At 40.9% G+C, this 12,979-nt stretch carries 10 protein-coding genes; all 10 read left to right on the top strand.

Features of this window, described 5'->3' with window-relative positions; all coding sequences use genetic code 11:
* Positions 1–87 precede the first annotated feature (87 nt).
* Positions 88–573 (top strand): PilZ domain-containing protein, encoded by a 486-nt coding sequence (locus LHV68_11345; protein MCB4792461.1) that lies wholly within the window; start codon positions 88–90, stop codon positions 571–573.
* On the top strand, positions 566–1,696 hold the full coding sequence (locus LHV68_11340) for a glycosyltransferase family 2 protein (protein ID MCB4792460.1): 1,131 nt from the start codon (positions 566–568) through the stop codon (positions 1,694–1,696). The genes LHV68_11345 and LHV68_11340 overlap by 8 nt, the downstream gene beginning before the upstream one ends.
* Before the next feature lie 219 nt (positions 1,697–1,915).
* On the top strand, positions 1,916–3,364 hold the full coding sequence (locus LHV68_11335) for a radical SAM protein (protein MCB4792459.1): 1,449 nt from the start codon (positions 1,916–1,918) through the stop codon (positions 3,362–3,364).
* Between the two features lie 24 nt (positions 3,365–3,388).
* Positions 3,389–4,825: a B12-binding domain-containing radical SAM protein gene (locus LHV68_11330; GenBank protein MCB4792458.1), complete on the top strand. Its 1,437-nt coding sequence runs from the start codon at positions 3,389–3,391 to the stop codon at positions 4,823–4,825.
* Positions 4,826–4,845: 20 nt separating this feature from the next.
* Positions 4,846–6,021, top strand: coding sequence for a glycosyltransferase family 9 protein (locus tag LHV68_11325; GenBank protein ID MCB4792457.1), 1,176 nt, complete (start codon positions 4,846–4,848; stop codon positions 6,019–6,021).
* A 26-nt stretch (positions 6,022–6,047) separates the two neighbouring features.
* Positions 6,048–6,950, top strand: coding sequence for a class I SAM-dependent methyltransferase (locus tag LHV68_11320; GenBank protein MCB4792456.1), 903 nt, complete (start codon positions 6,048–6,050; stop codon positions 6,948–6,950).
* Positions 6,947–8,956, top strand: a complete 2,010-nt coding sequence (locus LHV68_11315; GenBank protein MCB4792455.1) for a hypothetical protein — start codon at positions 6,947–6,949, stop codon at positions 8,954–8,956. The genes LHV68_11320 and LHV68_11315 overlap by 4 nt, the downstream gene beginning before the upstream one ends.
* Positions 8,946–9,932, top strand: a complete 987-nt coding sequence (locus LHV68_11310) for a glycosyltransferase (GenBank protein ID MCB4792454.1) — start codon at positions 8,946–8,948, stop codon at positions 9,930–9,932. Before LHV68_11315 ends, LHV68_11310 begins: the two co-directional genes overlap by 11 nt.
* 3 nt (positions 9,933–9,935) lie before the next feature.
* A complete protein-coding gene (locus tag LHV68_11305) occupies positions 9,936–11,375 on the top strand; it encodes a B12-binding domain-containing radical SAM protein (protein MCB4792453.1) in 1,440 nt (479 codons plus the stop codon).
* Between the two features lie 128 nt (positions 11,376–11,503).
* Positions 11,504–12,844, top strand: a complete 1,341-nt coding sequence (locus LHV68_11300; protein MCB4792452.1) for a B12-binding domain-containing radical SAM protein — start codon at positions 11,504–11,506, stop codon at positions 12,842–12,844.
* Positions 12,845–12,979 lie beyond the last annotated feature (135 nt).

Raw genomic sequence — 12,979 nt, 5'->3', positions numbered from 1 at the left:
TTGCGAAAGCCGGAATCCAGTTTTCAAATCGATCATAGAACTTCTAGATACCCGCTTTCGCGGGTATGACACAAGAGAGGGATACAGATGAAAAACAAATTTAGCGGTATAGAAAAAAGAAGGTATGTAAGGCTTAATAAGCCTGTTCTGGTCAGGTTCAGGGCTTTAGGCGGATCAAAAAATACTTCTAAAACCGAATGGGAATACGGGATAAGCAGGGATATAAGCAAAGGCGGCATCTGCCTTGCATTGCTTGACCCGGATAAAAAGAGAAAACAAATTATGCTTGATAAGAAACTGGTTCTAGAATTAGAGATACCCCTGTACTTCAAGAAAAAAACAGTGTTTAAAGGCGATGTGGAATATATAAAAGCAGTAGGCAAAAGCGTTTGGAACAAGAAAGAGCTTTGTTTAGAAAAAGATAAAAAAGCTACGCAGGTCATAGTCGGGGTATCGTTTAAAAAACTCGGGCATAAAACAAGCAAACTTATAACGGATTTTATTTCACAGAATATTTCAAAAGAAGAAGAAAAAGAGCAAAAGCTCAGGATGGCAGGGCATAAAAATGGTTGATATTTCAGTGGTCATACCTTGTTTGAACGAAGAAAAGTCGATTGCCTCCTGTATTAAAAAGGCAAAAGAAGGTTTTTTGAAATCCGGGCTGACAGGCGAAATCGTTGTTGTAGACAACGGTTCTTCGGATAATTCGGTCAAGATAGCAAGGGAGGCCGGGGCAAAGGTCGTATTTGAACCTAGAAAAGGGTACGGGAGCGCTCTGATAAAAGGCATAGAAGAAGCTTCCGGCAAATATATAGTTATGGGAGACGGCGATGATACTTACGATTTCTCGAAACTTGATGAATTCGTCTCTCTTCTGGCAAAAGGTTATGAGCTGGTCATGGGTTCAAGGTTTCAAGGTAATATCCTGCCCGGTGCAATGACCTGGTCGCATAGATATATCGGTAATCCGATACTTTCAGGTTTACTGCGGTTGTTTTTCGGAGGTACGGTTTCTGACTCGCACTGCGGGCTTAGAGCTTTTACGAAAGAAGCGTATGGTAAGATGGGTCTTCACGCTACCGGTATGGAATTTGCTTCAGAGATGGTCATACATAGTTTGAAGAAAAAACTTAAAATAACCGAAGTCCCTATCACATATCATGCCAGGCAGGGAGAGTCAAAGCTCGAATCTTTCCGCGATGCCTGGAGGCATATAAGGTTTATGCTTGTATACAGCCCGAATTACCTGTTTTTCCTGCCCGGGCTTATATTCTTCGGCCTTGGATTTTTTATCACTATAAGGTTCCTGTTCGGCTCTGTATATTTTGCCGGCAGGGAATGGGACATACACGTGATGGTTTTTTCAAGCCTGCTTGCAATACTCGGCTGGCAGGTCCTAAACCTTGGTTTTTGCGCGAAGATATATGCCCACCAGGTCGGCCTTGAAGAAAGCGGTTTTACCAAAAAGGCGCTTGAAATATTTTCTCTTGAACGCTCAATACTTCTCGGCATCTTACTTTTTGTTTTGGGCCTGGGCTTCAGTATCTATATAATAATTGTCTGGGCGCTCAATGATTTTGGAGAGCTTGAGCAGATAAAAACCGGTCTTGTTTCCCTGACGCTCGTAGCTATGGGCATACAAACTATATTTGCGGCATTTTTGACAAGCATGCTTCAAATAAAATACGAAAAATAGGAGGTAGTAGGGGCGGGCCTTGCGTCCGCCCGAAATGAAAATAGCATAAAATTATCAAAATTGGGCAAAATAATGACAAAATATTAAAAAACAATATGACAATATCGAATTGGGTCAATATATTATCATGCAAATCATATTCACGGTAATAGAATTGTTGACAATTCTGTATCGTTGCGGGCGGACGCAAGGCCCGCCCCTACTACTGTCTACTATTTTATGAAAATATTAATCATCAACGAACCTTTTGTAAAAGATTTTTGCCGGACGCAGAGGTGGGCGGCAAAAACGCGCGGCCGGGTCTTGAGGGCGCCGGACTGGCTGGCTTATGCTGCGGCTGTCATAGAAAGAGATATAAAAGACTGCGAGGTAAAACTTTTTGATTTTCCTGCTATGGGCTGGGACAAGAAAGAGCTTAGAAACCTTATAAAAAGCGAAAAGCCGGATTTTGTTGTTCTTGATTCAACCACTCCTTCCATTTATTCGGATATAGAGTGTGCCCAGATCGTAAAGCAGGAATCTAACGCAAAAGTCATCATGGTGGGCCCGCATATTTCCATATTCCCAAAAGAAACCATAATGGAAGCAGGCGGGGCTGTAGATGTGGCATGTATCGGTGAATACGATTATACGGTAAGGGATGTAATAGAAGGGTATAAAAAGCTGGGAAACGTAAAGGGGATATGCTATCTTGAAAACGGGTCGCCTCTTGTGACTCCACTTCGTGAACCTATCAGCAACCTCGATGAAATCCCTTTTCCGGCCTGGCATCACCTTGACCTGATGAAATATTTTGATGGCGGGAAACTCTACCCTTATATAGACATTATCTCGGGGAGAGGCTGCCCGAACCAGTGCGTATTTTGCCTCTGGCCCCAGGTCATGCACGGCAAAAACTACAGGTTCCGCTCTTCAAAAAACGTGGTTGACGAAATAGAGTACGACATAAAGCTCTGCCCTGATGTTCTAAAAGGGGGAGAGTTTTTTTTTGAAGACGATACTTTCACAGTAAATACAGAAAGGGCTGTAGGTATATGTGAAGAGATCTTGCGGCGCGGGCATAAAATAACTTTTTCAGTCAATGCTAGAGCCGACAACTGTGACAGGCGGATGTTTGAGATAATGCGGAAAGCAGGGTGCAGGGAGCTCCTTGTCGGTTATGAGTCCGGTGTCCAGGAGATATTAGACAAAAGCCATAAAAAGCTCAAAATCGAACAGGCGCAAGAGTTTACCAGAACCGCAAAAGAATTCGGGTTTGACGTTCACGGCTGTTTCGTTATAGGCCTTCCGGGCGAAACCGAAGAGACAGCAAAAAAGACTTTAGACTATGCTATGAACCTCGGCCTTACCACGTTACAGTTTTCCGGAGCTGTGCCTTTTCCAGGGACTGATTTTTATAATATGTGCGTGGACAAGGGCTGGCTAAAGGCCACAAAATGGAGCCAGTGGCTTGATTCCGGCGAGCAGTCTCCTGTGGTAGAGTATCCCGGTATAAGCGGCGAGAGAATTAAGCATTATGTAGACTACGGGTTAAAAAAGTTCTATCTAAGGCCGGGATATATGTTAAATTTTCTTTTCCGTACAAGAGGCCTGCCTGATCTTTACCGCAAAATAAGAGGTGCATTTAATTTTTTATCCTATCTTTTTGCTGACTACAAGAAATGCTGAAACATTAAAGAACGGAAATATTCTATGGATAATGTACTCCTAATTCATCCTTCCAGAAAGGTTATGGGAACGGAAGATATAATTTATGCCAATGAAGCTCTTGTGCCTTCCCTTGGCCTTGCGAGTATCGCTGCTTACTGCAAAAGAAACGGTATAGATTCAAGGGTTATAGACCTGAGGCTTAAAAGCGAAAGCCTGGAAAATCTTTTTGAAGATATATCCCGCAACAAGCCTTTACTGGCCGGCATAACTGCATTTACGAACGATATGAAACATGCCGGCATCCTTTGTGAAAAAATAAAAGAAAACTTCAAAGAACTGCCGCTCGCAGTGGGCGGGCCCCATGCCACCATACTTCCCGAAGAAATGCTCCGCAAGAACAGTGCTATAGATTTTTGTGTCAGGGGAGAAGGAGAAGAAACTTTTGTTGAATTGATTACGCAGATAAAAAATGGGAACGGTAATAATCCAGGGGTTCTTAAAAACATAAAAGGACTTGCTTTCAGAAGCGGCCAGGACATCGTTGTGAACGAAGAAAGGCCGGTCATTGAAAATATTGACGGCCTGCCTTTTCCTTTATGGGAAAAATTTAGGCTTAAGGAATACAACGACCTATTACCAGTGGCTATGACAAGAGGGTGCCCGTTCAAATGCTATTTCTGCACTCCGAATTACCTGGGCAAAAAGGTCAGGGTAAGGGACCATAAAAGCATAATCGAGGAATTGAAGCTTATTGCAGAAAAGTTCGGGATCTCAAGAGTCCAGTTCTGCGATGCAACTATGGGTTTGTTCAAAGAACAGTCCGGCCTGTTGTTCGAGGAAATGATAAAGACCGGCATAAGTAAAAAAATAAGGTGGGACTGCGAAACAAGGGCTGATATCGTAAGCGATTCGCTTGTAAAAACAATGAAAAAAGCGGGCTGCGAATGGATAGCTCTCGGGGTTGAAAGCGGGAACAAGGACATACTTAAGGATGTAATAAAAAAAGGCGAATCGATACTCGATATAATACAGGCAGTGAAGATAATAAAAAGGAATAAGGTCAAGCTGAGGTGTTTTTTTACTCTCGGCCATTACAAAGAGACAAGAAAGACTATTTTTCAAACGATAGTTTTTGCCCTGAGGCTTAATCCCGACGCGCTCTCGTTCGGCCTAATTATACCTAACCCGGGAACCGAACTCAGAAAAATAGCCGAGACCCCGGGAAGCGGGGCTCGGGTGCTTTCAAACAACTGGGAAAATTACCAGCAGTTCGGCTATGACTGCTATGAACTGTCCGATATTCGTATGGGAGAATTGCAGAGGTGGCGTTCAGCGGCATACTTTTTATTTTTTGCCCTGCACCCATTAAAAGCGTTCGGCCTGTTTTTTGATAAATCGTCGTATAACTATAACCTGAAAGCTTTGATAGAGATACCGGTTTTTCTTTTAAAAAACTTGCTTGGAATAAAAAGAGCATAGATAGAATCAAAGGCGAGAACATGAACTATAATTTGATGAGGTCAATAGACGCTGTAGTGGGAGTGTTCGTATGCTCTTTTATAACCGTTTTTGATAAATTATTATCTCTGTTCTGGAAAAAACAGGGAAAACCCGATAAAATAAATAAAATAGTTGTAATGAAGTTCTGGGGTATGGGAAGCATAATTATGGCCTCACCTGCGCTCCGGGCTCTAAGAGACGGTTATAAGGACGCACGTATAACTTTTTTGACACTTTCAAGGAACAGGGAGATATGCCAACTTCTTAACCTGTTTGAGGAAGTCGTCACGGTGAGGCTTGATAACGGCATAATGATATTTTTAAAGGACCTTTTATCTGTGCTGGTCTGTTTAAGGAAGGAAAGGTTCGATCTTTTGCTGGACTTTGAATTCTTTACGAGGTTTTCCTCTATTTTGACCTATCTTGTCAATGCAAAAGTAAGCGTCGGTTTCAATACGTGGGAAGTCTGGAGGGGCAATTTCCATACGGTCAAGGTCCCGTTCAACAGGTACTGGCATTTAACGGATAATTTCAACAATATGCTTTCACTGATAGGTGTCAGAGTTAATTCGAATGATCTGCCGCCCCTGGCCCTCTCGGACGATGACAGGAAGATCGTGGAAAGGCTGCTGAGCGAAAAATGGCGCTCTTATGAACGGTTAATTGCAGTCAACGTCAACAATGACCCTATGGCTTATGAAAGAAGGTGGCCTAAAAAGAATTATCAAGAGATTATAAATAAGCTCATAGAAAAACACGGAGCAAAGATAGTCATGATAGGCAGCAGCAAGGAAGCTGGCTATGTAGCCGATATAGCAGCCGGAATAGTGAAAAAAGAAAACCTTCTTAACCTTGCGGGCAAGACGAGTCTCGGCCAGCTGGCATGCCTTTTCGAAAAAGCCATGTTCCTTTTAACGAACGACAGCGGTCCTATGCATCTTGCCGTAGCCGTGAAACTGCGTACGGTATCTTTCTTCGGGCCGGAAACGCCTTCTTTGTGCGGCCCGCTTGGAAAAGGCGACATAGTGTTTTTTAAGAACATCGATTGCAGCCCGTGCATGAACGTGCATTCCTCAAAGCGTATAATTTGTTCTAAACAGAGCGCGGAATGCATGGATAAGATAACCGTGGAAGATGTTTTAAAAAAGATAGAAGAAACATATTTTAAGGTTTAGAAAAGGTTCAGAAAAAGAATCAAGAAATGAACAATAATTTAAATGAATGTCCTATTTGCAAAGGCAATAATAGTGAATTTTTCGGAGAAGTCTCATCTGTTTATTCGACAAAACCTTATACTCTTGTTTCATGCCTAAACTGCTCGCATATTTATCTTTCAAACCCGCCGGATCAAGCTGAATTAAGCCGGATATATGACGAAACATACAATTACTCTGCGCACCTTGAGATATCCTCGGAGAAAAAGTGGAGGATAAGAAAAACATTGGCAGTGTTTGAAAAGATAGTGCCGAAGAATGCAAGAATAATCGATGTAGGGTGCATGTACGGCTTTTTTCTTGAAGAATTAAGGAGCTTGGGGTATAACGACCTCTTAGGGATAGAAATAGGCAGTAATGCGGTAAAAGAATGCAGGAGAAAAGGGTTTGACGTTTTTGAAGGTACCTTTGAAAAATGGATAGCAGAAGGCGGGACGGGAGAAAACAACAAGACTGTATGTTTTGTCCTGTCCCATGTAATAGAGCATATTGCAGACGTAAAAGATTATTTAATAAGGCTGAACAAATATTTAAAGGAAGGCGATTACCTGATACTGCTGGTGCCTAACAGCAGGGCAGGAACAGCTGCAATTTTTAAAAAACACTGGGGTTGGTGGCAGGTGCCCGTGCATATACACCATTTCTCTGAACAGTCATTGCGAAGGCTTTTTGAAGACAGGGGGTTTAGTATATTAAAGACAGTAAAAAGAGGTGCGGATTCTCTTTTTTGGCTCCTGATATTATCTTCTATATTCGGATTAAAATCAAAAAAAGATGTAATTTCGCTTTATCAGAAACTGGCAATAAAAATCTCGAGCCTGGTGCTGAAGTACTGGTATTTTTTAGGTGACGAGGAACTGATCACGGTTTCTAAAAAGATAAAAAAATGAAGTTTAAACCTGGTTTTTATGTTTCTATCGTATGCGCTTTTCTCTTGTTCGCTTTGCGGTCATCGTATGTCTCGACCGGGATGGCTGAAGCGGATATCCTTGCGGCGGTATTCCTGATATTTGTTATCTCGTATAATGCCAACTTCCCGTTCGTAGAACGAAAACGGGAAAATTTGTTTATTTCTTTGCCGTTTGTTTTTCTTAATGCACTTGCTCTTTTTCTGGTGCCTTCTTTGCTGGCATATTTGTTAAAGTTTACGCTTGGAATGTTGTTCGCAGTATATATGGTTTTTTTGTGCCTTGCTGTTTTAACGCCGGCTAAATTTTTGGAAAGCAAAAATACGGTAAATGATGCAAAATCCGCTGACAAAGGCAGGAAAGACCCAAAGGGTGAGATGTTCAGCCTGATAAACCTGTTTATGTTCGCAGCGGTTTTATATTCAGTTTACCTTGGGATAAAATACGGCTGCTGGCTCAGCGGAGATTACACCTGGCATGGTTCTGCAATAAGGAAACTGCGCGAGATATCTCCTGTATTATTCAATAATTTCCTGATAAAAGAACTGCCTTACCCGCAGTACGGCTGTAATATTTGGCATTTATTCCTTGCGTTCATAAGCTATATAAGTGCAAAGGATACGGCTTATGTATGGTTGTACAGCAACTTCTACCTGACTGTGATCAAAATAGCATGTTTTTATTTATTAGCAAGAGAGCTTTTTAAGGACAGCTACTGGGGCAAAGTAAGTACGGTCATCTACCTTATATACTTTTCTTTCCTTGGATTAAATATCACGACAGGAGAAACACCCTTGCTCGAGCACAGGTGGTTCTGGTCTGAGAATGCTTACCCTTCATCACTTGCCAGGGATATGCTTATTCCCATGTTCTTTTATTATATTTTTAAGGGCATAAATGAGCATAGGCTGTTTAAAAGGGAAATATTAGTGATATCCGTATTAATACCTTTCATACATTTTTATTACCTCTTCCTGCTTCTTTTCGTGTATCTGGCAGTATTTTTAGCCTGTTATTTTGTAAAGACTGAAGAAACCGAATTATATAAAAAAGGAGCGATCACTTATTCTTTTCTGTTCATTCCTTCGATAGGATATACATTATATTACAAACAGCTTCTGGATTCCGCCATCGTAAACCCTATTTTTATGTCGCCTGAAAGCATAGGCTGGAGTTTTTATACTTATATTTACGGGAAATACCCTGTTTTGAAATTCTGGCAATACTTTGTAAGGAACTACTATTTCGGTTTTTCGCTTCTTTGCCTTATCCCTGTACTATTTTCATTTAAGGTAAAAAAAATATGGAAGGTTTTCCTGTCGGCACCTCTGATATGCCTTGAGCTGATATTATTCAATCCTTTTATATTGTACCTGTTTAAAAAAGCCAATCCTCCATTGGATAGGATCTATCGTTTTATAGAACTGGCCCCGATAGCCTTGCTTGTTGCGGGAGTCCTGTATATCATCAGCGATGAAACTAAATGGATAAGCAGAAAAGTTGTAACTCTGATCTTAGCGGGTGTTTTTATTTGTTTGCTTCCTTTTATAAATAAATATCAGAAAGGCATAAATTACACTTCCTCTGCCTGGGAAATGAACATAGAACAGACCCTGTCCTATAACAATGTTATTGATAAATACATAAAACCCGGGACAAGGATATTTCCGGATACTAAAATAGCCTGGACCTGGCCGACAATGTTCGCTCATTACCTTTTCATACATCCCTGTTTTCACGGCCTGCCGCCGAGTTTTGATCCGAACCCGAGAAATGATGTATGGACCGGTTTCTTTAAAGATCCTTTGAACGACCAGTACATGGGATCATTTGAAAAATATATAAATGACATAGACTCCCTGGTCCTGTTAAGGGACACATACGAGAAAAAAGCTCCGGAGATAGAGAAATATAAAAAGTATTTCGAACCGCCTGTATTTGTGAACGAAATGGGGCTTGTAGTCATAGGAGTAAAGCATGGGCAATAACCCTTTAGTATCAGTTATCATCCCTGCAAGAAATGCATCTTCATATATTGGAAAATGTATAGAGTCATTGAAAAAACTTGATTATCCGAACTATGAGTTGATAATAGTAAATGACGGATCCTGCGATTCGACAAAAGATATCCTATCAGGTTTTAAAGATATAAAAGTACTTGAAACAACCGGCATAGGCCCTTCTGCCGCAAGGAACCTTGCAATAAAAGAGTCAAAAGGGGAATATGTTGCCTTTACCGATGCCGATTGCATAGTTCATCCACAATGGCTTAACGAGCTGCTAAAAGGTTTTAACTCAGGACTCATGGCTCAGGACTCAGGACCCGTTGTTAGTACCGGCGGTGACCAGCAGAGTCCTCAGGATGAAACCGTGTTCGGGCGGATGGTTCAGGATTTTTTAAAAATAGTGGGTTTTACGGCAGATTATGTCAAGAATTCGGATGTAATAAAAAAAACAAAACATAATCCTACATGCAACGTGATGTACATAAAAAAAGTTTTGACTGATATCGGCGGGTTCCTTGAAGGCCTTTGGCCCGGAGAGGACCTGGATATAGATTACCGGCTTGCAAAAAAAGGGTATGAGTTCAATTTCAATCCGAAAGCAGTTGTCTACCATTACAGGCCGGATAGTTTCAAGAAATTTGTACGGATGATGTTTAATTACGGCAGGGCTCAAAGTTTTCTGGTTAAAACGTACGGGCTGTTCAGGTTCATTCATTATATACCTTTGATCTTATTTGCCTTTATCGGATTCTGCATATCAATAAAATTAAAGTCCTTCGTTTTGCTTTGTTCTATTATTTTATTAACTGTTTATATATATTTTACTTACAAAACCAAAGACTTATTTAAAAGCCTTAAATTTCTTTTTATGCTGGTTATTACCGTCATATTCTGGAATATAGGTTTTATGCAGGAATTGATCCTGGACAGGTACAAAATAAAAGGAAAAACAGTTTAGACTATGGAAAATTATAATATTAAATCATACCCCAGTAAGGTTTTACTGGTTATACCTCCTCAGGATGAAAATTTGTTCAGGTATTCTACGCCTAATTTAGGCATAGGTTATATAGGAGCTTCATTAAAAAAACAAAATCATTCTGTCAGGATATTTGATTCGACATTTTTTGAAGACCACAGGCCGGAACTGTTGAGCGTTTTAAATGAGTTTGGCCCGGATATCGTGGGGATCACAGGGTTTAGTTTCCAGTACAAGAGCATACTGGAGATCGCAAAGGCCATAAAAAAAGCAAATCCCGGCATCATCACAGTCCTGGGCGGGCCCCACGCAAGTGTATTGTCAGGTTTGATAATAAAGAAAGATCAGGAAATAGATTTTGTTATTTCAGGAGAAGGGGAAGAATCCTTCCCGGATTTAATTGAAACTATTTATAAAAATAACGGTTTTAATTCTGTAGCTGGCTTGGTCTACAGAGAGAACCTTGAAGTCAGGTCAAACTCTCCAAAAAGCATTACAGGCCTTGATGATTTGTGTTATCCGTGGGATATTATAAACCCGCTTGACTATCAGCGCGGCCAGGTCCATGGATTCATAGCCAAGAGGCTGCCCATTACTCAGGTTGTAAGCTCACGCGGCTGCCCGTATCAATGCAGTTTTTGTGCTGCAAGGACTATCCACGGCTCAAAAATAAGGATGAGAGACCCGAAGAAATTTGTGGATGAGCTGGAGTTCCTGGCTAATAATTATAAAATAAGAGAGCTGCAGGTTATAGACGATAATTTTACGTTTTACCGCGACCATGCAGCCGAGGTCTGTAATGAGATAATCAAAAGAAAGCTCGACATTACCTGGAGTTTGCCGAACGGCGTACGCGCGGACAAGTTAGATGAGGGGCTATTAAAGCTTATGAAAAAAGCAGGTTGTTACTATATGTCATTCGGCATAGAGTTCGGTTCAAAACGGATTCTTGAGCTGTGCAAGAAGTCTTTAGACCTTGAAAAGGCAAAAGTATCGATAAAGACAGCAAACAGGCTCGGCTTTATCATGCAGGGGTTCTTCATTATGGGTTATCCTACAGAAAAAATCGAAGATATACTAATGACCTCTGAACTTATAGGCAAACTTCCGCTTGATAAAGTATTAATAAGCATGGCTTTCCCGTATCCCGGTACAGAGTTGTTTGATTATTATATCGAGAAGAGATATCATAATGTTTCTGATATTGACTGGGACACATTTATTGAAAGTGATTTCAAACGGATTTTTGAATATGTTTCTGATGAACTTGTAAAGAAAGTAAGAAAAGAAACTTATATGAGGTTTTATCTTAACCCTGTTAACCTGTTCAGGTTCCTGCTAAAATTCAGGACCTGGGTACAATTTAAAACAGCCTGGCAGGGGTTTAAGGTGCTTTTAAGAACCGCTACGGGAAGAGCGTGAACGGCAGCGATAAGCTATAAGCGGTAAGCTGTAAGAAAAGGCAAAGACAAAAACAAAAAAACATGAAAGTATTACTTATTTTTCCACCAAAGAAAAGTCCGGCTTCGGCTGGGCCTGTTGAGTTTTATATGGAAGATGCAGGGTCTTTTCCTCCGCTTGGACTCCTGCACCTTGCTACGCTGGTTGTGAAAGAAGGTAAACATAAGATAAAACTGATAGATGCATGCCTTGATAACCTGAGCTATAGCCAGATAGAAGATATCGTAAGAAAGGAAACCCCCGAAATAGTGGGGATAAGCTGGAATACGGAATACCTTGGAGACGGGTATTTAACTGCCAGGGCAGTTAAAAAGGCAGGTAAAGATATAAAGGTCATTGTAGGCGGGCCGCATGTTTTTTTGTATCCGATAGAAACCATCAATATACCTGAGGTTGATTATGCAGTTCGCGGAGAAGCAGACATTGTTTTTAAAGAGATACTGGACAGGCTCAGCGAAAATAAATCCATAGATGACTTGCCAGGTGTCCTGGTGAAAGGCAAGAATTATCAAGTTTTACCTAATGTAATTGTTGATGAGCCGGACAAACTGCCTGTACCTGACAGAAAATTGACGGATTATAAGCGGTATTTCTCGCTCATAGCGCGGGGAAAACCGATAACTACGATAATGAGTTCAAGGGGCTGTTGTTTTAATTGCCCGTTTTGCCCCGCAGGCGGCACAAAGATAAGAGACCGTTCTGTAAAACTTGTCTTAGATGAGATAGAACAATGCCTGGCGCTAGGAATAAAAGATATCTTGTTCTTTGACGAACTTTTCACTTTCAATAAAAAGAGGGTCCTTGAAATATCCAAGGGCATCTACGAGCGAAACTTGAAGTTCAGGTGGAACATAAGGGCAAGGATACAGACAATGGATAAGGAGATGGTGGATGCGATGGCAAAAGCCGGATGTACCCTTATCCAGTTTGGCATAGAGTCAGGTACGGACAGGGTGCAAAAACTCCTTGGGAAAAATATAGCTCTTGATAAGATAAGAGAAGTGGTCAAAATGACGCAGGATGCCGGTATTTTGACTTACGGTAATTTCATGATAGGATCGCCGACCGAAACAAAAGAAGAGATCAATAAGACCATTGAGTTTGCCAAAGAGCTGAAACTTGATTTTGCCGTATTTGCCATAACGAAACTGCTCCCAGGCACAGGTTTTTATAAGGATGCCATGGCAAAAGGCCATGTAAAAGAAGATTTCTGGCAGAGATATGCCGCAGACCCGACTTACAAAATAGAGAGCACTTACTGCCCCGGAGATTTTTCAAAACAGGAACTAGAAAGTATCTCATATCATGCATATAAAAGTTTTTACTCAAGGCCAGCATATATCTTCAATAATTATTTTAAACACATATTCACCCTGCGCCTCCTAAAAGACCAGCTTTTAGCCGGCCTTAAATTGCTTTTTAAGTTGTAATAACCAATACCACCTTGGAGGTGGGAGTAAGATTGCAGATTTCAGTTTGAAAAATGGAATTAGTCAAAAGATACAAATAGACGTGAAAATAGGTGTTAATGAACACATACAGATCAAGAAAACAAACCAGATTAA

Source organism: Candidatus Liberimonas magnetica (assembly GCA_020523885.1).
Lineage (GTDB): Bacteria > Elusimicrobiota > Endomicrobiia > Endomicrobiales > JAFGIL01 > Liberimonas > Liberimonas magnetica.
The sequence above is the reverse complement of the archived record's forward strand: the minus strand, read 5'-3'. Positions and strand labels throughout refer to the sequence as shown.

What these genes read in the sequence shown, in the direction of transcription:
- LHV68_11300 (MCB4792452.1), top strand. Translation starts at nt 11,504, where the DNA reads ATGGAAGATGCAGGGTCTTTTCCTCCGCTTGGACTCCTGCACCTTGCT.
- LHV68_11335 (MCB4792459.1), top strand. Translation starts at nt 1,916, where the DNA reads ATGAAAATATTAATCATCAACGAACCTTTTGTAAAAGATTTTTGCCGG.
- LHV68_11330 (MCB4792458.1), top strand. Translation starts at nt 3,389, where the DNA reads ATGGATAATGTACTCCTAATTCATCCTTCCAGAAAGGTTATGGGAACG.
- LHV68_11320 (MCB4792456.1), top strand. Translation starts at nt 6,048, where the DNA reads ATGAACAATAATTTAAATGAATGTCCTATTTGCAAAGGCAATAATAGT.
- LHV68_11305 (MCB4792453.1), top strand. Translation starts at nt 9,936, where the DNA reads ATGGAAAATTATAATATTAAATCATACCCCAGTAAGGTTTTACTGGTT.
- LHV68_11340 (MCB4792460.1), top strand. Translation starts at nt 566, where the DNA reads ATGGTTGATATTTCAGTGGTCATACCTTGTTTGAACGAAGAAAAGTCG.
- LHV68_11310 (MCB4792454.1), top strand. Translation starts at nt 8,946, where the DNA reads ATGGGCAATAACCCTTTAGTATCAGTTATCATCCCTGCAAGAAATGCA.
- LHV68_11345 (MCB4792461.1), top strand. Translation starts at nt 88, where the DNA reads ATGAAAAACAAATTTAGCGGTATAGAAAAAAGAAGGTATGTAAGGCTT.
- LHV68_11325 (MCB4792457.1), top strand. Translation starts at nt 4,846, where the DNA reads ATGAACTATAATTTGATGAGGTCAATAGACGCTGTAGTGGGAGTGTTC.
- LHV68_11315 (MCB4792455.1), top strand. Translation starts at nt 6,947, where the DNA reads ATGAAGTTTAAACCTGGTTTTTATGTTTCTATCGTATGCGCTTTTCTC.